General features: G+C 72.9%; 22 protein-coding genes and 1 riboswitch. Of the genes, 8 read left to right on the plus strand and 14 right to left on the minus strand.

Annotation, left to right across the window (positions count from 1 at the left end):
- Positions 1–59 precede the first annotated feature (59 nt).
- Positions 60–923, minus strand: a complete 864-nt coding sequence (locus tag RM445_RS11615) for a DeoR/GlpR family DNA-binding transcription regulator (protein WP_311556191.1) — start codon at positions 921–923, stop codon at positions 60–62.
- Positions 924–1,167: 244 nt separating this feature from the next.
- Between RM445_RS11615 and RM445_RS11620 the strand changes: the two genes are divergently transcribed.
- Positions 1,168–2,766: a hypothetical protein gene (locus RM445_RS11620; RefSeq protein ID WP_311556192.1), complete on the plus strand. Its 1,599-nt coding sequence runs from the start codon at positions 1,168–1,170 to the stop codon at positions 2,764–2,766.
- A 7-nt stretch (positions 2,767–2,773) separates the two neighbouring features.
- Here the strand turns inward: RM445_RS11620 and RM445_RS11625 are convergent, their stop codons facing one another.
- From RM445_RS11625 to RM445_RS11645, 5 genes are all read right to left on the minus strand, one after another.
- Positions 2,774–3,118, minus strand: coding sequence for an L-rhamnose mutarotase (locus RM445_RS11625; protein WP_311556193.1), 345 nt, complete (start codon positions 3,116–3,118; stop codon positions 2,774–2,776).
- Between the two features lie 13 nt (positions 3,119–3,131).
- Entirely contained in the window at positions 3,132–3,878 is a 747-nt protein-coding gene (locus tag RM445_RS11630) for an ABC transporter ATP-binding protein (RefSeq protein ID WP_311556194.1), read from the minus strand.
- Positions 3,860–4,792, minus strand: a complete 933-nt coding sequence (locus RM445_RS11635) for an ABC transporter permease (RefSeq protein WP_311556195.1) — start codon at positions 4,790–4,792, stop codon at positions 3,860–3,862. The genes RM445_RS11630 and RM445_RS11635 overlap by 19 nt, the downstream gene beginning before the upstream one ends.
- Positions 4,789–5,823: an ABC transporter substrate-binding protein gene (locus tag RM445_RS11640; protein ID WP_311556196.1), complete on the minus strand. Its 1,035-nt coding sequence runs from the start codon at positions 5,821–5,823 to the stop codon at positions 4,789–4,791. The genes RM445_RS11635 and RM445_RS11640 overlap by 4 nt, the downstream gene beginning before the upstream one ends.
- A 4-nt stretch (positions 5,824–5,827) precedes the next feature.
- A riboswitch (TPP riboswitch) is annotated at positions 5,828–5,916 on the minus strand.
- Positions 5,891–6,670 carry a hypothetical protein gene (locus RM445_RS11645; protein WP_311556197.1) on the minus strand — a complete coding sequence of 260 codons (780 nt, stop codon included), beginning with the start codon at positions 6,668–6,670 and terminating at the stop codon, positions 5,891–5,893. Its footprint overlaps the riboswitch before it by 26 nt.
- A 97-nt stretch (positions 6,671–6,767) precedes the next feature.
- Between RM445_RS11645 and RM445_RS11650 the strand changes: the two genes are divergently transcribed.
- Together RM445_RS11650 and RM445_RS11655 are read left to right on the plus strand one after the other, a co-directional pair.
- Positions 6,768–7,238 (plus strand): hypothetical protein, encoded by a 471-nt coding sequence (locus RM445_RS11650; RefSeq protein WP_311556198.1) that lies wholly within the window; start codon positions 6,768–6,770, stop codon positions 7,236–7,238.
- Positions 7,239–7,382: 144 nt separating this feature from the next.
- A complete protein-coding gene (locus RM445_RS11655; protein WP_311556199.1) occupies positions 7,383–7,610 on the plus strand; it encodes a hypothetical protein in 228 nt (75 codons plus the stop codon).
- A 117-nt stretch (positions 7,611–7,727) separates the two neighbouring features.
- On the opposite strand, the gene RM445_RS11660 is transcribed toward RM445_RS11655, so the two are convergent.
- The 5 genes from RM445_RS11660 to RM445_RS11680 form a co-directional block, all read right to left on the minus strand.
- Positions 7,728–8,933, minus strand: a complete 1,206-nt coding sequence (locus tag RM445_RS11660; RefSeq protein ID WP_311556200.1) for an ROK family protein — start codon at positions 8,931–8,933, stop codon at positions 7,728–7,730.
- On the minus strand, positions 8,930–10,534 hold the full coding sequence (locus RM445_RS11665; protein WP_311556201.1) for a sugar ABC transporter permease: 1,605 nt from the start codon (positions 10,532–10,534) through the stop codon (positions 8,930–8,932). Before RM445_RS11665 ends, RM445_RS11660 begins: the two co-directional genes overlap by 4 nt.
- Positions 10,534–11,301 carry an ATP-binding cassette domain-containing protein gene (locus RM445_RS11670; RefSeq protein ID WP_311556202.1) on the minus strand — a complete coding sequence of 256 codons (768 nt, stop codon included), beginning with the start codon at positions 11,299–11,301 and terminating at the stop codon, positions 10,534–10,536. Before RM445_RS11670 ends, RM445_RS11665 begins: the two co-directional genes overlap by 1 nt.
- Positions 11,302–11,428: 127 nt before the next feature.
- A complete protein-coding gene (locus RM445_RS11675) occupies positions 11,429–12,577 on the minus strand; it encodes a sugar ABC transporter substrate-binding protein (protein ID WP_311556203.1) in 1,149 nt (382 codons plus the stop codon).
- 403 nt (positions 12,578–12,980) lie between these two features.
- Entirely contained in the window at positions 12,981–13,811 is an 831-nt protein-coding gene (locus RM445_RS11680) for an EamA family transporter (protein WP_397469283.1), read from the minus strand.
- Between the two features lie 359 nt (positions 13,812–14,170).
- On the opposite strand from RM445_RS11680, the gene RM445_RS11685 reads away from it, so the two are divergent.
- Entirely contained in the window at positions 14,171–14,353 is a 183-nt protein-coding gene (locus tag RM445_RS11685) for a DUF7455 domain-containing protein (RefSeq protein ID WP_311556205.1), read from the plus strand.
- A gap of 215 nt (positions 14,354–14,568) precedes the next feature.
- Here the strand turns inward: RM445_RS11685 and RM445_RS11690 are convergent, their stop codons facing one another.
- On the minus strand, positions 14,569–16,311 hold the full coding sequence (locus tag RM445_RS11690) for a DEAD/DEAH box helicase (protein WP_397469277.1): 1,743 nt from the start codon (positions 16,309–16,311) through the stop codon (positions 14,569–14,571).
- A 169-nt stretch (positions 16,312–16,480) separates the two neighbouring features.
- Between RM445_RS11690 and RM445_RS11695 the strand changes: the two genes are divergently transcribed.
- Together RM445_RS11695 and RM445_RS11700 are read left to right on the plus strand one after the other, a co-directional pair.
- Complete coding sequence (locus tag RM445_RS11695) at positions 16,481–17,512, plus strand: YihY/virulence factor BrkB family protein (RefSeq protein ID WP_311556206.1); 1,032 nt, start codon at positions 16,481–16,483, stop codon at positions 17,510–17,512.
- A gap of 17 nt (positions 17,513–17,529) precedes the next feature.
- A complete protein-coding gene (locus tag RM445_RS11700) occupies positions 17,530–18,381 on the plus strand; it encodes an alpha/beta fold hydrolase (protein WP_311556207.1) in 852 nt (283 codons plus the stop codon).
- Position 18,382: 1 nt separating this feature from the next.
- Here RM445_RS11700 and RM445_RS11705 read toward each other — a convergent pair whose 3' ends face one another.
- Positions 18,383–18,631, minus strand: coding sequence for a DUF3039 domain-containing protein (locus RM445_RS11705; protein WP_311556208.1), 249 nt, complete (start codon positions 18,629–18,631; stop codon positions 18,383–18,385).
- A 10-nt stretch (positions 18,632–18,641) separates the two neighbouring features.
- Here RM445_RS11705 and RM445_RS11710 point away from each other — a divergent pair, with 10 nt between their 5' ends.
- Together RM445_RS11710 and RM445_RS11715 are read left to right on the plus strand one after the other, a co-directional pair.
- Positions 18,642–19,553, plus strand: coding sequence for a pseudouridine-5'-phosphate glycosidase (locus tag RM445_RS11710; protein ID WP_397469284.1), 912 nt, complete (start codon positions 18,642–18,644; stop codon positions 19,551–19,553).
- Entirely contained in the window at positions 19,550–20,428 is an 879-nt protein-coding gene (locus RM445_RS11715) for a carbohydrate kinase family protein (RefSeq protein WP_311556210.1), read from the plus strand. Before RM445_RS11710 ends, RM445_RS11715 begins: the two co-directional genes overlap by 4 nt.
- Here the strand turns inward: RM445_RS11715 and RM445_RS11720 are convergent.
- Positions 20,388–20,810, minus strand: coding sequence for a DUF3099 domain-containing protein (locus tag RM445_RS11720; protein WP_397469278.1), 423 nt, complete (start codon positions 20,808–20,810; stop codon positions 20,388–20,390). The two genes, RM445_RS11715 and RM445_RS11720, sit on opposite strands and share 41 nt — an antisense overlap.
- Between the last annotated feature and the right edge of the window lie 80 nt (positions 20,811–20,890).

Here is a 20,890-nt window from a genome sequence, read left to right on the forward strand (position 1 = left end):
CAAGACTCCTTTGTCGGGGCAAGGGTGGAGCGCGGAACTTCAGGAACTGCGGTGCGGACTCAGCCGCTGCCCGTGGTCTGCGGGTGGCGTCCGGGACCGTGGTGCCCGGGGCCGTGCACGCCGAGGGGAACGACGTCTGCGATGCGATGTCGGAAGGCCGCGGTGTGCACCGCGACACCCTGGTCGCGCCATTCGGTGACGAACCCGGCCGGCGCCTCGTCGTCGGTCCAGAGCGCGGCGACGCGCTCCGAGCCGGCGAAGGGGTGCAGGCCGAATCCAGTGATCTTGGTCGAGTCGAACAGACCGTGCACCTCGTCGCAGGCCGCGGCCATGACCTGCTTGGTCTGGGCCTCCTCGGCCGAGATGTCCATCAGCCCGTGCACGACCGACAGGCCGACGAGGCCGAAGAACCCCTTCGCGATCCGGCCGCGGCTCGACAGGACGTCGCCGATCGGGCCGACGAGCGACCCTGCAGACCGGCGCAGCACCCCGCCGAGCACCAGCACCGGGGCCGACGACTGCTCCATCAGCAGCGTCGCGAGCCGCAGCCCGTTGGTGACGACGACCAGGCCGCGCCGGTCCACGATCTCCTGGGCCAGGTAGAACGCCGTGGTCGAGGAGTCGATCGCGATCACGTCGCCGTCGCGCACCGACGTCGCGGCGGCCTTCGCGATGGCCTGCTTGCGGTCGCGGGAGTCGGTGAACCGCGCCTCGAACGACCCTTCGTCGCTCGCTCCGAGGCTCACCGCGCCGCCGCGGACCCGGCGCAGCAGCGACCGGCGCTCCAGCGCGTCGAGGTCCTTGCGGACCGTCACCGATGAGACGCCGAACCGCGTGGCGAGGTCGGCGACGGCCACCCGCCCGGTGGTGCGCAGGGCCGAGAGGATGACCTGCTCCCGGGAGAACTCGTCCAGCGAAGCCACCTGCTCACCCCCGTCTGCCGGCTCCGGCGTGAGGTGCTTCAGGTCACCTCGGTGGAGGAAAGCTAACCGGCGCGAAGGAAACCGTCAATGAAGTGCCAGGAAACGAAAGTGCTTTCCTTTCGTTCGAAACAGAGCACCTTTCGAGACGTGTTAGAAACGGCGTATCACCGTGTCTCGACGGTCGCTCTTCCTCGTGGATCGGCGTCTGCGTCGGCCTGGCACCCGGAGGAGAAGTCGACGCACGATGGCCCCGCACCCCCCGGACCCGCTCGGCCTGCTCCTCGTCGCGATGAGCGCCACGGTCGTCGTGACCCCGGCGTTGTCCCTGCTCGTGCTGTGGCACCACCGCCGAGCCGTCGGCCGCTCGGTGCACAGCAGGGCGAGGCGCCTGCCGGTCGCGGCCCCGCCCGTCCCGGTCGGTGCGCCTGCCGGGACGTACCACCGTGTCCGGCCCGCACCGGTGGTGCGGCTCGACGCGGCGCACCGGCCCGCCGGAGGCGGACCGCCGGACGACCCGTGGCGGCGCGCCCGTCGTCGCCTGCACGCCACCGTCACCGCCTACGTCGTGGCGGGGCTCGCCTGCGGCCTGGTCGACGGAGCCGTGTGGCTCACAGCGGGACGCGTGGAGATCGGGCCGCGCAACCTGCTCGGCCTGATGGTGCTGTTCGCCTGGCCGCTGGTCCCGACCGTGCTGTCGGTGCTCGCGGCGTCCCGGTCGACCCGCGTGCAGGTCTGGGTCGGGTACGGCGTGCTGGTCCCGCTCTCGACGATCGGCACCGGGATCACGCCGTCCGTGACCGTCGTGCTGATCGGCGTCGTCGTCGTGCCGCCCGCGCTCGCGCTCCTCACCCTGAGCGGCCCGGCCTTCCACGCCGTCGGCCCCTTCCTCGCCACTCCGGTGCTGCTCACCGCCACGGCGCTGTTCCTGTACCCCTCGACGGCGCAGTGGGCGGTGTGGTTCGGCGCCTCGGCCGAGGTCGGCACGTTCCTCGCAGTGCTGGCCACGGCGGTGATCGGCCTCGCAGGCGCCGGGCACCTGGTGCGGAGTGCGCGGCAGTACGCCCGCAAGCGTGCGGGCGACCAGACGGTGACCATCTCCCAGTGGTGGCTCTTCGCCACCGCCTGGCACTGCGTCGTGCTGGTCCCGTCGGGGGTCCGCGCGGCGCTCGCGGTCTGGACGGCCCACCTGGTGTTCCGGCTCGTGCTGGCCGCCGCGATGCGCCTGCGGCCCCGCCCGGTCGACCCGCCCCACCGGCTGCTGCTCCTGCGCACGCCCGGCGCCCGGCGGTACAGCGGAACCCTCCTGAACCGGCTCGGCGCGTACTGGAGCCACGTCGGCACCATCTCGACGATCGCCACGACGGACGTCGCGTACGCCGCACTCGAGCCCCGCGAGTTCCTCGACCTGCTCCGCGGCCGGCCCGCCCGCCCGGTCATGGAGAACGCCGGGGAGCTGCGCAAGCGGGTCGTCGAACTCGACCAGGATCCCGACCCCGACGGGGGGTACCGGGTCAACCAGCTGTTCTGCCACGACGACCTGTGGCGCGAGGCGCTGCAGGAACTGGTGCGCCGCAGCGACTGCATCCTGGTGGACCTGCGCGGCTTCACCCGCGGGCACGAGCGGGTCACCGCCGACATCACGCAGCTCACGCAACTGGTACCACTGAGCCGCATCCTGGTGCTCGTCGACGACGACACCGACCAGTACTTCCTGCGCAGCACCGTCGACCGGGCCCACACCGGGGCGGGTGGGTCGCTGCGGCTGATGCGGTCGCGCGGCAGGCACCTCGACACCGCGACGGTGGTGGAGCAGCTCGCCGCGGGAAGCGCGCGGACGGCCTGACGGCCGGTCAGCCGCGCGGAGGCGTGCGGAGCTGGTCTTCCAGGTAGAAGACCTCCTCCAGCAGCAGGAAGCCCTCGTCCGCCCGGCCTTCGAGGTCGACGAAGAAGGGGGCCATCTCCGCCTGCCAGCGGGCGTTCACAGCCGTCGCCGCCATGCCGGCCTGCGCCGCCTGCAGGTCGTCGGCCTCGACGTAGCCGATCAGGAGGCCGTCGTCGCGCAGGAAAAGCGAGTAGTTGCCCCAGCCGGTGTCGCGCAGCGCGGCCAGCATCTCGGGCCACACGGCCCGGTGGCGGGCCTTGTACTCGTCCAGCCGCTCGGGTCGGACCTGGAGCTGGAAGCAGTAGCGGGCCATTTCTCTCCGTCCGTCAGCGCACGAGGGCGCCGAGCAGTTCGGCCTCGGCGCGCGCGAAGACCGGGTCGGTGATCGTCGAGAGGTCGCGGGGCCGCGGCAGCTCGACGCTCACCTCCTGGCGCACGCTCGTCGGGCGGGGGCCGAGGACGACGACCCGGTCGGCGAGGAAGACCGCCTCCCGGATGTCGTGGGTGACCAGGACGACCGTCCAGTCGAACCGGGCCCGCACGCCCGAGAGCCACAGCTGCAGGTCGGCGCGGGTCAGCGCGTCCAGGGCACCGAACGGCTCGTCGAGCAGCAGCACCGGTCGCTCCTGGACGACGGTGCGCAGCAGCGCGGCGCGCTGCCGCATCCCGCCCGACAGCTCCCCCGGCCGCGCCCCCTCGAACCCGGCCAGCCCGAACTCGACGAACAGCGGCCGGGCCCGCTCGCGCGCCTCCCGGCGGCGCATGCCGGCGACCTCCAGCCCGAGGGTGGTGTTGTCGAGCACCGTGCGCCAGGGGAAGAGGAGGTCCTGCTGCGGCATGTAGGCGAAGGCGTCGGTGCGGCCGCTGACGTCGATGCCGTCGACGAGCACGCGGCCCCCGTCGGGCGGCTCGAGCCCGGCGACGACGTCGAACAACGTGCTCTTCCCGCAGCCGCTCGGCCCGACGACGGCGACGAACTCGCCGTGGCCGACCTCGAAGGAGACGTCGTCGAGCACGGGCAGGTCGCCGTAGGCCTTGGTCAGGCCGTCGAGGGTCAGGCGCGCCGGTGCCACGGGATCACCAGGCGCTCGACGACGAAGGTGAGGGCGAACAGCGTCACCGACAACACGGCGGTGACGACGACCGCGGCGAGGACGAGGTCGGTGCGGAACGAGTTCTTCTGCAGGCTCATGTAGATGCCCAGGCCGGCCGTCGCACCGACGTACTCGGCGAAGATCGCCCCGGTCACGGCGTAGGTGATGCCGATCCGCAGCGCGGTGAAGAACGACGGCATGGCCTGGGGCAATCGAACCAGCCGGAACCGCTGCCAGCGCGACGCACCCATGCTGCGCAGGAGGTTCGTGGCGGCGGGCGGCGTCGAGGCGAAGCCTTCGATCAGCCCGACGGCCACCGGGAAGAACGTCACGAGGGCGATCACCACGACCTTGGGCAGCAACCCGAAGCCGAACCAGATGATCAGCAGCGGGGCGATCGCGATGATCGGCAGGGTCTGCGAGGCGACCAGGAGCGGGGTCAGGGCGCGCCGCAGCCACGGCGAGAAGTCGATCGCGATCGCGACGGCCCAGCCGATGGCCAGCGACACCGCGAATCCGACGGCGGTGACCTGCAGCGTCGGGAGGGTGTTCGCCCAGATCTGCTCGCGAGCGGCCCACCCCTGCTCGGCGACGCGCAGCGGGGAGGGCAGCACCTGCGGGCGCACCCCGGATGCGGTGACGAACCACTGCCAGGCGATCAGCCCGACGGCGACGAGGACGAGGGACGGCAGGACGGCGGCGAGGGCGCGGCGGACGCCCCGGGCGCCGACGGCGGGCGGTTCCGCCGGGCGCCGGGGGACGTCAGCATGGTGGCTTTGCTGCGGTCGGAGTGCAGCAAAGCCACCATGCTGCGGTCCGCGAAGCGCACCGGGCTCCACCACGGAGCCCCGTGAGGAGCTGTCCGGCGCCTGGACCGTGCGCGGCTCCGTCACGGCGCCGCCAGGTACTCGTCGGTGAACCACGTCGCGAAGTCCGGCCTCGTCGTCAACGACTTGCCGTCCGGCCCGACCAGCGTGCCGGTGTCGTACAGGAAGCCCGAGAACCCGGACCACTTGTCGAGGGTCTGCGTCCCGACCGCGCCCGACTCGTCGCGCAGGTAGCGCTCGCTGAACATCTGCTGGCTGCGGCTCACCAGTTCGGGCTCGGTGAACGCCCCCGGGTTCGCCTTCTCCAGGAGCTCGGCGGCCTTCGCCGGGTCGTCCGCGGCGAACTCGTACCCGCGCTGCGCGGCCTGCACGAACGCCCGCGCCTGGTCCGGGTGCGCGTGCAGCCAGGCGCCGTTGCCGATGAGCAGCACGTTGTAGGAATCGGGGAAGCCGTAGTCGGTGTAGTCGAAGGTCTTGAGCGGCTGCCCGCGCAGCTGCGCCTCGATGGCCTCCCACGTCACGAACGGCTCGGTGAAGTCGACCTGCCCGGCGTAGAGCGCCTCGTACGCCGCGGTGCCGAGCACCACGTTCTGGAACTGCCCGGCACCGCCCGCGTCCTTGATCACGGCCTGCATCTTCGGCACCTCGTACGCGGCGCCGAAGCCGCCGTAGATCTTGCCATCGAGGTCCTTGGGGCTCGTGATGTCGGCCCGGTCGGCGCGCACCGCGATCTGGGACGTCCAGTGCTGCGCGATCGCCATCACCGAGACGGCGTCGACCCCGCTCGCCTTCGCGTAGGTGAACGAGTCCTGGAAGCTGATCCCGAACTCGGCCGCCCCGGAGCCGACCAGCGTGTCCGGCGGGGTGTTGTTGTAGGGCACGAACTCGACGTCCAGCCCGGCCTGGCTGAACCAGCCCTCCTGCTGCGCGACGTAGAGGCCGGTGTGGTTCGTGTTGGGGGTCCAGTCGAGCGCGATCCGGATCGGGGTGCGCTCCCCGGCGGGCGGGCCCGACGCCGGAGCGCCGCCCGTGCCGCAAGCCGCGAGGACGAGGGTGACGACCAGGATCAGTGCAAAGCGGATGGGCGCGACGGCCACGTGTCCTCCCTACGCCGGTGCGAACCGGATCAGGTGATAACGGTCGACGGCCGGACCTGCCGCCCTCTCAGCCTCGGCGCGAGGCTCCCGTGGGTCGGGCCGACCCTATCCCGCGACCGGGCGCCCTCACCACCGGACGCAGGACGTCCGGTGCACCGCGGCCGCGCCGCGACCCCGTGTACGCGGCGAGCCGCACCTTCGCGAGCGCCCGCACCGGCCGCAGTCGGGGGTGCGCGTGGACGACGGGGTCGAACGTCACGGGGTCGGCGCCGTGGGGGCCGTCGTCCACGGCGCCGTCGGGCATCGGCAGGTCGAGCAGCAGACGCCCGATCGGCGCCCACGGGGCGCCGGCACGCTTCTCCATCATCGCGAACACCAGCGGCTCCTGCCGCACGGCCTCGCGCGCGACCTGCGGGTCGGCGCCGTGCGCCCGGCCCGGCTGCTGCGGCCACAGCCCCAACGTCACCCGCTCGCCGTCGGCCCGGTACGGCAGGAGCGTGCTGTACGGCCGGGTGCACCAGCCCGACGCCGGGGCCAACAGCGCGCCGGTGCACCGGTGCCGGCCGACGGTGGAGTACAGCAGGTCGACCGGACCGTCGGGCAGGTCGGTCAGCCGCACGGCGAGGCCGAGCAGGTCCGGGAGGCGGCCCCGCGTGCCGGCGCCCTTCGACACGCGGACGAGCGCCGGGTGGATCGTCGCGCCGAGCACGGCGACGGTGGGCGAAGCCGGGGCGTCGAGTTCCACCCGGCCGGCGAACAGGGCACCGGACGGGTGGACGCCACGAGCAGCACGCAGGCGGGCGAGAGCGGTGAAGGCGGCCTCGACGGCGGAGAGGAGAGCGGGCACGCCGGGCGATGTTCCCCGGCGTCGATGTCGACAACCCGACTGTGACGCGCGCCGGGATCCGGCAGGCTGTGCCCGACCCGACGAGCGGAGGAGACACATGCACGACGACGGCGGTCAGGTGCAGAAGGACCACGGGGACGACGTCACCGGTGTCGAGGGGACCGTGGCGGTCGCGGGCAGCGCGGACGTGGGCGGCAGCGTCGCCGTCGCCGGAAGCACCGCGGTGACCCGCGGCGTGGCCGTCTCCGGCAGCGTGGCCGTCGCGGGCAGCGCCGGCGTGACCGGCAGCGTCGCGGTCGCCGGCTCCGCGGCGGTCGCCGGCAGCGTCGCCGTCTCCGGCAGCGTGGCCGTCGCGGGCAGCGCCGGCGTGACCGGCAGCGCCGGAATCGCGGGATCCGTGCTGAGCCTGCTCTCGGTGGCGCTGGTCATGTGCGTGGGCTGCCTCGGCTGCGTCGGCTGCCGCCGGTGCGTGCTCTGCATCGGCTGCGTCGACTGCGAGGGCTGCGTGCTGTGCATCGGCTGCGTCGGCCTGAAGCGCGGAGTCCGTCAGGTGCGCGTCACGGCGTGACCTCGGGGTAGGGCTGGCACCACCTGAGGTGTGCGGGATCACACCCCCGGGCCCGGGGGGCAGCGGTATGGGTCCGCCGATGAGTTCGGCGCACTCTTGGAGTCACAAGGACAGCCCACCGCGGTTCCCGGAAGGAGACCTCCAATGTCCGTCACCACCCTCCCCTCCCTGACCAACCGGGACCGTTCCGTCCTGCGCGCCGTCGCTGCCGGTCGCTGCGGATGCCCCGGACCAAGCTCGCTGACCGTCGACGGCATGGCGCTCGCCGACCAGTTCGCCGGGCTCCGGCTGGTGGACGCCGGCCTGATCACGGCGACGGCCGGCTCCGTCGCCCTCACCGACTCGGGCCGCGCCCTGCTGACGGCAGCGTGACGCCCCGAGTTGATCTCAATGCCGTCCCCCTGAACCCCGCCACTCCCGCGGTGACCGAACGCGGCGTTCGCTCGATCCAGTGGAGCGAACGCCGCTTTCGCTCGTTCCGGGCCGCGCTCACACCGCCGCGAGCACCTGCTCGAACGCCAGCTCCGCCGCTCCCACCAGCTTCGCGTCGCGCCCCAGCGGCGAGGTCTCGATCCGCGTCCCCCCGACCGCCCGGCTCACCAGGCTCCGCCGGTGCACCGCCGTCCGGACGCGGTCGACGACCCACGGCGGCAGCGCCGTGAACAGGTCGCCGAGCACCACGAGCTCCGGCGCCATCATGTTCACCACGGTCACCAGCCCGGTCGCCAGCCACTCCGCGAACTCGTCGAGCGGCCCCGCCACCGGCGCCGTCGCCAGCGACCGCAGCTCGGCGACCAGCACCCCGCGGGTCGTCCCCTCCGGCAGGCCCAACGCCCGGCACAGCGCCGGCTCCCCCACCTCGGTCTCCCAGCAGCCCCGGTTGCCGCAGTAGCAGACGCGGCCGTCGTGGCGGACGGTCATGTGCCCGAGTTCGCCGACGTAGCCGGCCGTCCCGCGCAGTGGCCTGCCCCCGGACACCACCCCGCCGCCGACGCCGTAGTCCGCCGACACCCAGACCAGGTCCGCGACGTCGCGCGCGAGCCCGCGCACGTGCTCGGCCAGCGCGCCCAGCTCGGCGTCGTTGGCCACCTGCACCGGCTTCTTCAGCACCGACGCGAGGCGCGTGCCGAGCGCGACGTCGCGCCAGCCGAGGTTGGGGGCCTCGTGCACGAAGCCGTCGTCGCGGCGTACGACCCCCGGCACCGACACCCCCGCGGCCTGCGGCACGAGCGCCAGCTCGTCGGCCAGCAGCTCGGCCGACTCCGCGATGTGCGTGATCACCTCACCCGGCAGGCGGGTGCCGCGGTGCAGGTTCCAGCTGTGCCGCCCGAGGATCTGGCCGCCGAGCCCGACCACCGCCATCGCCACCTGGTCGACGCGCACGTCGACCGAGAGCACCACGGCGGCCTGCGGATCGGGCAGCACCATCAGCGACGGCCGTCCCGCCCCCGTGCGGCGGACCGGGACGGCCTCGGTGACGACCCCGGACTCGGCCAGGCCGTCGACCACCGCCTTGATCGTGCTGCGGTTGAGGCCGAGCTCGGTCGCCAGGGTCGCCCGGGTGGTGGGCCCGTCGACGTGCAGCCGGCGCAGCAGCGCCGCGCGGTTGTGCCGACGGGCCTCGTCGGGCCGGGCCCCGGTGGTTACCGCCGAGCCGTGGGAGCCGGCGACCCCTCCGACCCAGGTACGGCTCACCGCCCCGCGGCAGCCGATCGGCGGCGGGACAGCACGTCGACCCCGGCTGCGAGCAGCAGGACGACGCCGTTGACCAGGAACACCACCGACGCCGGCTGCCCCAGCAGGCCCAGACCGTTGTTCACGGTCGCCAGCACCGCACCACCGATGACGGCGTTGCTGATCCGGCCGCGTCCACCGAAGAGCGAGGTTCCGCCGATCACCGCCGCGCCGACGGCGAACAGCAGCGTGTTGCCGCCACCGGACGCGGGCGACACCGAGCCGACCTTCGACGAGTAGATGATCGCGCCGATCGCCGCCAGCGCGGAGGAGATGACGAACACCGTCGCCCGGATGCGCACGACGTTGATGCCCGCCCGGCGCGCGGCCTCCCGGTTGCCGCCGACCGCGTAGACGTGCCGCCCGAACCGGGTCCGGTCGAGCAGGTAGGTACCGGCGACGAGGAGCACGAGCACGATCGGGACGACGTAGGGCACTCCGGCGATGCGGATGGTGCCCGGCCCGCGGTCGAGCGTGAGCAGGAACGTGATGACCGCCGCGAGCAGCACCACCGCCGCGATCTTGATCAGCACGAGGCCCGTGGGCTGCGCGACGAGTCCCAGCTTCCGGCGGCGCACCTGCCGCATCAGCAGCACCCCTGCGTAGCCGCCCGCGGCGACGAGGAACAGCAGCCAGCTGCCCGCGGTGGACATGCTGCCGTTCGCCACGGCGACGAGCACCGGGTCGCGCAGGCCGAGCGTGCCGCCGTCGCCGATGAGCTGGAGGATCACGCCCTGCCAGGCGATGAACAGCGCCAACGTCACCACGAAGGCCGGCATGCCGAACTTGGCGACCAGGAAGCCGGTCAGCACACCGATGACCACGCCGGTGCAGACCGCCAGCAGTATCTCGAGCCACGCGTTGGGCGGGAAGCCGACGACCAGGAGCAGCAGCCCGATTCCCGCGAACGCCGCGCCGGTCCAGATGCGCAGCCAGGCCGCGAGCGCGACCGCCACGGCGAAGATCGCCACGAACACGGCGAATACCGTGGTGCCCATGGCACCGAGCAGGTTGCCGCCCGACACCAGGTGCAGCGCGAGGACCGAGGCGGCGAGCCCGGACGCCGTACCGGCGGCGAGGTCGATCTCGCCGATGAGCAGGACGAACACCAGCCCCATCGCGATGACCGTCTGGCCTGCGCCCTGCTGGAGCAGGTTGGCCAGGTTCAGCAGGCTGGGGAAGGTGCCGCCGCTGTCGAGCGCGGTGAAGACGATGAACAGCGCGAGGAGGCCGAGCAGCGCCGGCAGGGAGCCGAGCTCGCCGTTGCGCAGGTTCTGCACGTAGGCCCGGACGGCCTCGCTGGTGGTCTTGGTGGTGGTGTCGATGCCGAAGTCGGCGGCGCGCGACGCCGCGGGCCCGGCACGCTCGGCAGCCGAGACGTGGCCGGCGTCGGCGGTGGAGGCCGCGACGTGCCGGCCGGGGCCGTCGTGACCAGGAACGGGGTGGGTGTCGGTCGGTGCGTCGGCCTGGGTGTCGATCTGGGTCGACCCGGGCTCGGCGCGGCCCGGTCCGGGGTCGGTGGGCGGCACGGTGCCTTCCTCGGGGGTGCTGTGGGTGGCCATCAGATGCTCACGACGTTCTCGGGCCGGGCGAGGCCGAGGTCGCCCGAACGGCCCGCGGTGATCAGCTCGACGATCTGGCCGTGGGTGACGTCGCGCGTCGGCACCTGGGCGACCATCCGACCCAGGTACAGGCAGGCGATGCGGTCGGAGACCTCGAAGACGTCGGCCATGTTGTGGCTGATCAGCACCACGCCCAGGCCCTGCTCGGCCAGACGGCGGACGAGGTCGAGCACCTGCCGGGTCTGCGCGACGCCGAGTGCGGCCGTCGGCTCGTCGAGCAGCACGACCTTCGAGTCCCACAGCACGGCCTTGGCGATCGCCACGGTCTGTCGCTGGCCGCCGGACAGTGCGGCGACGGGCATCCGCACGGACGTCACGGTGCGGACCGACAGCGACGCGAGCGTGCGCCGCGCAGCCTGCTCCATGTCGGCCTCGTCGAGCAGCCAGGGCTTACCGCGCTCGCGGCCGAGGAACATGTTCTGGACGATGTCGAGGTTGTCGGCGAGCGCGAGGTCCTGGTAGACGACCTCGATCCCGAGCGCCGAGGCGTCGGTCGGCCCGTTGATCGCGACCGGCTGGTCGTCGAAGAGGATCTCGCCCCCGTCGATCGGGTGGATCCCGGCGACGCACTTGACCAGCGTCGACTTGCCGGCGCCGTTGTCGCCGACGAGGGCGGTGACCTCGCCTGCCCGTACCGAGAAGTCGACGTCGTGCAGCACCTGGACGGCGCCGAAACTCTTGTTGACCTTGTTGAGCTGCAGCAGCATCGCGGCCTCCTCTGCGGCGGTGCCGGACCCGTGGGACGGGCGCGGTGGGCGGTCCTACCGCTCACCGCGCCCGGGTCCGGGGGGTGATCCGGCGCACGCCGTGGCGTCGTGGCCGGATCGCTCACTGTCAGCTGGCGTTGATGCTCAGCTGCTGGCAGGTGGCCTGCAGGTCGCCGACGCAGACCTCCGACGCCTTGACCTGGCCCTCGTCGATGACCGTCTTGACGTTGTCCTTGGTGATCGACTGCGGGGTGAGCAGCACCGACTTGACCTGACGGTTGCCCTTCGTGTCGTCCACGCTGCCGGTGGCGAGCGCGTCCGCGGCGGCCGTGTCGCCCTTCGCGAGAGCGGCGGCCAGCTTGGCCGTCGAGTCGGCCTCCTGCTTGATCGGCTTGTAGACCGTCATGTACTGGTCGCCGCGCAGGATGGCCTGCAGGCCGTCCGGGGTGGCGTCCTGGCCCGTGACCGGGACCTGGCCGTTGAGCCCGTACTTGGTGAGCACGGTGATCACTGCGCCTGCGAGGCCGTCGTTGGCCGCGAGGACGCCGTCCACCTTGCCGCCGTTGCCGGTGAGGATCTGCTCGAAGGTGGTGCCGCCGACCTGGTTGTCCCAGTCCGGGATGGGCTGCTTCTGCACGAGCTTGAGCGCGCCCGAGTCGTAGAGGGGCTTCAGGACGGAGTTCGCGCCGTCGGAGAACAGCGTCGCGTTGTTGTCCGTCGGCGCGCCCGCGATCTCGATGACCTGTGCGCCCTGCTTGGCCTTCAGCGCGTCCGCCAGGCCCTGGCCCTGCAGCGCGCCGACCTTCTCGTTGTCGAACGAGACGTAGTAGTCGCTCGTGCCGCCCAGGCTCAGCCGGTCGTAGTCGATCGTCGGGATGCCCTGTGCCTTGGCCTTCGCGGCCACCGCTGCTCCGGACTCGCTGCTGATCGACGCGATGACCAGCACCTTGACGCCACTGGAGATCATGCCGTCGGCCAACGTCGAGAACTTCTGCTCGTCGCCCTGGGCGTTCTGGATGTCGGCGTCGAGGCCCTCGGCCTGCATCGCCGCGGTGAGCAGCGGCTTGTCGAAGCCCTCCCACCGGGCCGAGCTCTGCGTCTCGGGGAGGATCACGCCCACCTTGGTGCCACCGGCGGCCGGGGCCGCTGCGCTCGGCGCGCTGCCACCGCTGCTCGGAGCTGCTGCATTCTGTCCACAGGCGGCGAGTGCCATCGTCAGGCCGAGTCCGGCGGCGAGCACCGCCGTCCGCTTGACGGCTGTCGTCCTCGTGCGCATCCGTCGTCCTTTCCCACTTCGTTGGGGCCCGCGGCGCGGGAATGTTGTGAGCGGCAACGTATGCGGTCCGATGACGTGGTGCCAACCACACTGGATCGTTCAAGTAGACGCGATTGCATCACGATTTGGTCTCACGGCACCAGATTTGTTGTGCATGACCGCGGAACTGCAGGCCGCGCGCCCCGGCCGGCCGCCGGTCGCCAGGCTCCTCCGAACGTGTGATCCTCGCTACAGGCCGCCGTCCCGCGTCCCACCGACGGCGCAGTCCCGGACCACATCCCGAGGTGGACCAACGTGGTTCGTGCGAGGATTGCGACGAGCACCACGTGGACCCGACTCCAGGAAGCGGAGGCTTCGCCGGTCACCCACACGGGGGTAATCGCGACTACAGAGCGTCACTCGGTCAGGTATTACTCTCCGTAGTTGCTTTCGGCGGTGGTGACGGCGGGTCGCCGTCGCGGGACCGCAGTGCGACCGCGCCGACGACGGCCGCGATACCCAGCGCCTCGGCCCCTCCGGGCAGTTGGCCGAGCATCACCAGGCCGACGATCGTGGCCGTGGCGGGAAGCAGGGCGAGCAGCACCGCGAACCGGGCCGTGCCCACGCGCCGCAGCACGACCTGGTCCAGCACGTACGGCACCACGCTGGAGAGCACGCCGACGCCGATCCCCAGTCCGAGCACCACCGGGTCGACGAGCGCTCCGACCCCTCCGGGATTGCCCAGCAGCAGCACCGGCGAGAGCAGCACAGCCGCGGCACCGAAGCCCACCGCCATGTCGTCGACCCCGTTGCCGACCGTCGCCACTCTCGCGCCGAGCAGGATGTAGGCCGCCCACATCGCCGCGGCCACGAGTGCCCACACCACTCCCCACGGTGCCCCTGACCAGCGGACATCGGCGATGAGTAGCACACCGCAGGCGGCTAGGAGGACCGCCGCGACGTCGCGTGGACGCCGGGATGCGACCGCCGCGACGGCGACCGGTCCACAGAACTCCACGGCCACCGCCGTGCCCAGTGGAAGCTGCGCGATGGCCTCGTAGAAGGCGAGGTTCATCAGGCCGGTGGCCAGACCGAATGCGGTGGCGCGCGCGAACCTCCGTCCCCGCCAGGCCGCAGCAGGCGGGCGGCGCCAGGCCAGCAGCACGCCCGCCGCACCGATCAACCGCAGCACCGCGACCGCCGAGGGGGCCAGCCGGTCGAACAGGCCAACGGCGAGCGCCGCGCCGACGTACATCGACAACCCGCCCAGGACGAAGAGGACGGGCGCGGGGACACGCCGCGTGACGGTGCCGCTTCTGTCGCTCTCCGTAGCCACTGCCCGTAACCAGCGTTTACGTTCCCCACCTTGCGGTGTCACATCGCGCACCCCATCATTTACCCGTAGTCAACTGAATCTGGAGGCCGGACCTCCCCCGGGCGATCCCCGGTCGGTGGCCGGACCTCCATAGGGTCACAACGTGACGGGTGTCGCGACGCATGCCGGGAATCAGAGCCGGGGTGTTGTGCGTCTGCAAGAGTGGACGTACCGCGAAGGCGGTTCGTCGCATTGAGCGATACCGGGGACACCCGGTGTCGAGACGGAGGGAGACCGCTGTGCAGCCTGGAACCCTTTCCCGGCCCGAGTTGACCGCTACCGACCGCTGCGACCGCTGCGGCGCGGCTGCCAAGGTCCGTGCTGTCCTGCCCTCCGGTGGAGAGCTCCTCTTCTGCGGGCACCACGCACGAGCCCACGGCGACAAGATGCGCGAACTGGACATCCAGGTGCAGTCGGGCTGATCCGCGCCAGCCCACCGCACACCTCCGACGGGGCGGGAACCGATTCCGGTTCCCGCCCCGTCGCCGTTCGCACCGCATGACCCACGCGCCCGTCCCCCGCGAGTCCGTCAGTTCGACAGCGCGAGTCCGTCACGTGGACAGCGCGAACCTGCGCGTCCGACCGGACCGGGGTGTGCACTCGGCCTGACGAAGTCGCGGACTCGCGGGGCAGGGCTTCAGCGCCAGGAGCGCAGGGTGGCGATGCGCTCCTCGAGCTGTTCGATGCTCGCCATCGCGGTCGGGGGGCCGCCGCAGGCCGTCCGCAGCTCGTTGTGGATCATTCCGTGCGGCTTCTTCGTGCGGTGGTTCTGCAGGGCGACCAGCGTGTTGAGCTCTTTCCGGAGCTTGTTCAGCTGCTCGCGGACGGTGAGCTGGGGGCGCTCCGCCGGCAGCGGTGGGGCCGCCGGGACCGCGGCCGGCGAGGAGGCCTTCGGGCGCGACAGCCAGTCCTTCTGGCGTGAGCTGAGCAGGTTGCGCACCTGGTCGGGCGCCAGCAGGCCGGGCAGCCCGATGAAGTCCTCCTCGTCCGCGCTGAACGAGGTGCCGTCGTAGATCAGCTGGTCCAGCTCGGCGTCGGCGTGCAGCGCGGTGAACGACTTCTCGTCCTCCCCCGGTTCGTCCTGCTGCCGGTTCGCCGCCGCCAGCTCCTCGTCGTTCCACTCCTCCGCGGCCCGGTGCGGCTTGCCCAGCACGTGGTCGCGCTGGGCCTCCAGCTCGCTCGCCAGCCCCAGCAGCACCGGGACGCTCGGCAGGAACACCGACGCCGTCTCCCCCGCCCGCCGTGACCGCACGAAGCGGCCCACGGCTTGGGCGAAGAACAGCGGGGTCGACGCGCTGGTGGCGTAGACGCCGACGGCGAGGCGGGGCACGTCGACGCCCTCGGACACCATGCGGACGGCGACCATCCACCGGTCGTCCGACTTGCTGAACGCCGCGATCCGGTCCGACGCGCCCGCCTCGTCGGAGAGCACGACGACGGGCGGGGTGCCGGTGATGTCGCGCAGGATCTCCGCGTAGGCCCGCGCTGTGGTCTGGTCCGTGGCGATGACCAGGCCCCCGGCGTCATCCATACCGCCGTTGCGGTGCCCGGTCAGGCGCCGGTCCGCGGCGGCCAGCACGGCGGGGATCCACTCGCCGCCGGGGTCCAGCGCGGTGCGCCAGGCCCGTGCCGTCTGCTCGGCCGTCAGCGGCTCCCCGAGCCGCGCGGTGATCTCCTCGCCCGCGCTCGTCCGCCAGCTCGACGTGCCGGAGTAGGCGAGGAAGACCACGGGGCGCACCACGCCGTCGGCCAGCGCCTCGGAGTAGCCGTAGGCGTGGTCGGCGCGGCTGCGCAGGAGCCCTTCGGCGTCCGGCACGTAGTCGATGAAGGGGATCGGGTTGTCGTCGCTGCGGAACGGGGTCCCCGTGAGCGTGAGCCGGCGCGTGGCGCCCTCGAACGCCTCGCGGACCCCTTCGCCCCACGAGCGCGCGTCGCCCGTGTGGTGCACCTCGTCGAGGATCACCAACGTCCGCCGGGTCTCGGTCCGGTTGCGGTGCAGCACCGGGTGCGCGGCGACGCCGGCGTAGGTGATCGCGATGCCGGTGTAGTCCGACGACGTCGAGCCCGTCGAGTTCCGGAACGCAGGGTCGAGCGCGATCCCGACCGACGCCGCTGCCGCCGCCCACTGGTGCTTGAGGTGCTCGGTGGGGGTGACGACCGTGACAGCGGTGATCGTCCGGTCCGCGAGCAGCTCAGCGGCCACCCGGAGCGCGAAGGCGGTCTTACCGGCGCCGGGCGTCGCGACGGCGAGGAAGTCGCGCGGTTTCGCGGCGAGGTAGCGGGCCAACGCACTGCGCTGCCAGGCGCGAAGCGGGCGGCCGGGTGGGGTGACACCGGGTTCGGCCGGGTCCTGAACGGGCGACACGGCGGGCTGGGACACACGTCTCCGGAGGCTCGATCGGGGGGAGCGGCGGGCGCATCAGGGTAACCCGCGCGGACGGCGGGGCCGGGGAGGGCGTCGCCGTGGCATTGCGGTCGCGCATCATCCGGCGCGTCGCGGAGCCGTCCGGCCGGGTGCGGGCATCCGGTGGGCCATCCTGGACCGCGCCATGACCGCCATGCCGCATCCCGACGACCCGCCGGATCCGCCCGGTCCGGCGGCACCGCCCCGCGCCGGCAGCGGGGCGGTGCGGGTCCTGCGGCGCACGCTGGGCAAGGCGTGGGACGACAACATCTTCTCGATGGCCGCGCAGGCCGCGTTCTGGCAGGCCCTGTCGCTGCCGCCGCTGTTCCTGGGTCTGCTCGGTTCGCTGGGCTACGTCGGGGGCTGGTTCGGGCCGGAGACCGTCGACATCGTCGAGGGCAAGATCATCGCGTTCGCCCGGCGGGTGTTCACCCCCGAGGTGGTCGACCAGCTGATCGCCCCGACGGCCTCGAGCATCCTCACCCGCGGCCGGGCCGACGTGGCCTCCGTCGGGTTCCTCATCGCCCTGTGGGCGGGATCGTCGGCGATCGCGTCGGTCGTGGACTCGATCACCGAGGCGCACGGTCAGTACGGCGTGCGGCACCCGGTGTGGCAGCGCCTGTTCTCGCTGCTGATCTACCTGTCCGCGCTGGTGGTCGGGGTCTTCACGTTGCCGCTGGTCGCGCTCGGCCCGGACCTGCTGCCCCGGCTGCTGCCCGAGACGTGGCGCGGGGCGGCCGCCGCAGTCGTCGAGTCGTTCTACTACCCCGGCGTCGGGGTGCTGCTGGTGCTGATGCTCACGACCGTCTACCAGGCCGCCCTGCCGCACAGCCCGCCGTGGCGGCGCCTGCTGCCGGGAGCGCTGCTGGCGATGGCGGTGTTCATCGCCGCAGCGACGGGGCTGCGCGTCTACCTCACCGTGCTGACCGCCACCGGCTACACCTACGGCGCACTCGCCACGCCGATCGCGTTCCTGCTGTTCGCGTTCCTGCTGGGGCTGTCGATCGTGCTGGGCGCTCAGCTCAACAACGCCGTTCAGGAGGTCTGGCCGGTCCGGCCGGTGCGCTCGCCCCTGCGGGTCGTGCGGGACGTCTCGACGACGCGGCGCGGGCCGGGACCGGCGCGACTGCCCGCCGCCTGTGATCTCCGCCGGTCGATCTCCCTCCGGCGGCGATGATCGGTCAGGCTCGACGCATGGTCCGCCCCTCGATCTCCGTACGCACCGAGCGGCCCGCCGTCACCGACGGGCTCATGGCCGTCCGGGGCCGCCGGCTGCGCGTGCAGGTGCGGCGTCCGAAGGCGCCGTCCGGTCCGCCATTGCTGGTCCTCAACGGCATCGGCGCGACGCTGGACCTGCTCGACCCCTTCGTCGACGCCCTGTCGGCGGACCGCGAGATCATCCGCCTCGACCCGCCCGGCATCGGCGGCTCGCCGGACGTCCTGCTCCCCTATCACCTTACGACCTTCGCCCCGGTGGTCGGCGATCTCGTCGCGCAGCTCGGCCACGACCGTGTCGACGTGCTCGGCTACTCGTGGGGCGGCGAACTGGCCCAGCAGCTCGTCCTCTGCCGTCCGGCGCAGGTCCGCCGCCTCGTACTGGTCGCCACGTCAACCGGGGCGCTCTCGGTGCCGGCGAGCCCGCGCGTGCTCAGCCGGTTCTTCCTGCCGCGCTGGCCGCGGGACCTCACGGCCGCGCTGGCCGTCGCCGCCGACCTCTACGGCGGGACCCTGCGGACGCACCCGGAGCGCGCCGCAGCGGCCCTGGTGGAGATCGCCGACGGCCTGCGCCGCCACCGGCGCGGCTACACCCTGCAGCTCGCCGCGACCGTCGGCTGGACGAGCCTTCCCGTGCTCCGGCTGATCCGGGCGCGGACGCTCGTGATTGCGGGTGCCGACGACCCGGTCATCCCGGCCGCGAACGCCACGATCCTCGGACGCGGGATCGCGGACGCGCGCGTGCACCACCACCCGGGCGGGCACCTGGCGATCATCACCGAGGCGCGCGAGCTCGCCGGGGTGGCGGCGGAGTTCCTGGGCGCGCCCTAGATCACTCGTCGCCGCCGGGCGGCATCGACTCGTAGATCTTCTTGCAGTCCGGGCACACCGGGGACCCCGGCTTGGGGGAACGGGTGACCGGGAAGGTCTCGCCGCACAGCGCCACCACCATGTTCCCCAGCACCGCGCTCTCGGCGATCTTCGCCTTGAGCACGTAGTGGAACATCTTCGGCGAGTCGTCGCCGGTGGTGTCGGTGCCCTCGGGGCGGGTCTCGACGTCGGGCAGCACCTGGGTCGCCATGTCGTCCATGATGCCGCATGTGACCGGTCCCGTCCTCCTCCCCGAGGTTCGCGCAGCGCTCCGCGACGGCGCGCCCGTCGTCGCGCTCGAGAGCACGCTGCTCGCACACGGGCTTCCCGCGCCCCGCAATCGTGAGGTGGCCGACGAACTCGAGGCGGTCGTCCGGTCCCGAGGAGCCGTGCCGGCGACCGTCGCCGTGCTCGACGGAGTCCCCCGGGTGGGTCTGACGGCGGCCGAGCTGGACCGGGTGTGCGGCGGCGACCTGGTCAAGCTCTCGGTCCGCGACCTCGGCGTCGCGGTGGGCCTGCGCCGCGACGGCGCGACCACCGTCGCGGCGACCGCCGCTCTGGCCGCGGCCGCCGGCGTGGCGCTGTTCGCGACGGGCGGGCTGGGCGGGGTGCACCGCGGCGCGCGGGAGAGCTGGGACGTCTCGGCCGACCTCGCGGCGCTGGCCCGCACACCCGTGCTGACCGTGTGCTCGGGGGTCAAGTCGATCCTGGACGTCGCGGCGACGCTCGAGCTGCTGGAGACGTCGTCCGTGCCGGTCCTCGGGTTCGGCACCGACGCCTTCCCCGGGTTCTACCGCCGCGACTCCGGGTTCCCGGTGCCCTGGCGGGTGGACGACGTGGCGCAGGTGGCCGCGGTGTGGCGGGCCCACCGCGACGTCGGCGGTGGGGCGGGCATGGTGCTGGCCCAGCCCGTGCCGGCCGCGGACGAGGTGGATGCGGCGTTGCACGACCGGCTGCTGGCCGAGGGCCTGGCGCTGGTGGCGGAGCGCGGGATCGTCGGCAAGGACGTCACACCCGCCCTGCTGGCGCACTTCCACGAGGCGAGCGGCGGTGTGAGCCTCACGGCCAACCTCGCGCTGGTGCGGGCCAACGCCGAGCTGGCCGCGCAGGTCGCGGTGGCGCTGGCAGGGTGACCGTTCCGCGCGTCGTCGTCGTGGGCGACCTGGCGGTGGACGTCCTGGTCACACCCGCGGTGCCACCGGTCGCCGGGGCGGACGTGCCGGCCCGGATCGTCACGACCGCGGGCGGGGCCGGGGCGAACACGGCCACCTGGCTGGCTGCCCGCGGTGTCGACGTCACGCTGGTCGCACGGGTCGGCGACGACCTCGCGGGGCACGCCGCGGTCGCCGAGCTGGCGGCCGTGGGGGTGCGTCCGGCGGTGGCGGTCGACCCGGATGCCCCGACCGCCACGGTCGTCGTGCTGGTCGGATCGGGCGGCGACCGGACGATGCTGTCGGACCGCGGCGCCGCGGCCCGGCTCTCCCCCGCGGACCTGCCGCCGCTCGACGGCGTCGACCATCTGCACCTGTCGGGTTACGTGCTGGGTGCGGCGTCGTCGCGTGGCGCAGGGTTGGCGGCGGTGGCCGCGGCACGCACCGCCGGGGCGAGCACATCGCTCGACCCGCAGGCCACCGGCGCCTTCCCGACCAGGCTGCTCGCCCACCTCGGGGGCGTCGACCTGCTGTTGCCGAACGCCGCCGAGCTGGCGGCGTTCACCGGCTCACCGGACCCGCGGTCTGCGGCGGCGTTGCTGGACATCGCCGCCGCCGTGGTCGTCACGGAGGGACGTGCGGGCGCCACCTGGGTGAGCCGGGACGGCACGTGGACGGTGCCGGCTCCAGCCGTGGACGTCGTCGATGCGACCGGCGCGGGCGACGCCTTCGACGCCGGGCTGCTCGCCGCATGGCTCTCGGGCGCCGGGCCCGAGGCCGCGCTGCACGCGGGCTGCGCGGCGGGTGCGGAGGCCGTCAGCCGGCGCGGCGCACGTCCTCCCGGCTCCCGGGTATGACGTCGGGGTCGAGGACCTCTCCGTCGACGACCGAGCCGCCGAACGTCGGGGTCCCGGGATCGATCACGGGGTGGGCGCGTGTCTCGAGCGCCCGCCGGTCGACCTCGTAGCGGTTGACCGTCTCGCGCTTGCGCGGCAGGCGGTCGTTCGCGATGAGCACGGCCATCCAGGGAAGCGGGATCGAGATGATCAGAAGCGTGACCGCCAGCCACGGGGTCTGGTAGAAGATCGCAGCGACCACCATGCACGGGATCCGCATGCCCATCATCAGGCCGTAACGGCGCTTGCGGATCTTGAGCTCGTCCTCGTACGACTGCGCCGCGTCGGTGATCAGGACGGCGTCGGGGGAGCTCGAGTCGGGCCGACGCTGGGGATGGGACACGATTGCTCCTCGTCGGTGCGGGCCCGCTCCGACGACTCGAAGCCGGCGCTCTGCACCCTCTTCATTCATCGTGCCACCGT

Origin of the sequence: Pseudonocardia charpentierae (assembly GCF_031845345.1) — a bacterium.
GTDB classification, from domain to species: Bacteria; Actinomycetota; Actinomycetes; order Mycobacteriales; family Pseudonocardiaceae; genus Pseudonocardia; species Pseudonocardia charpentierae.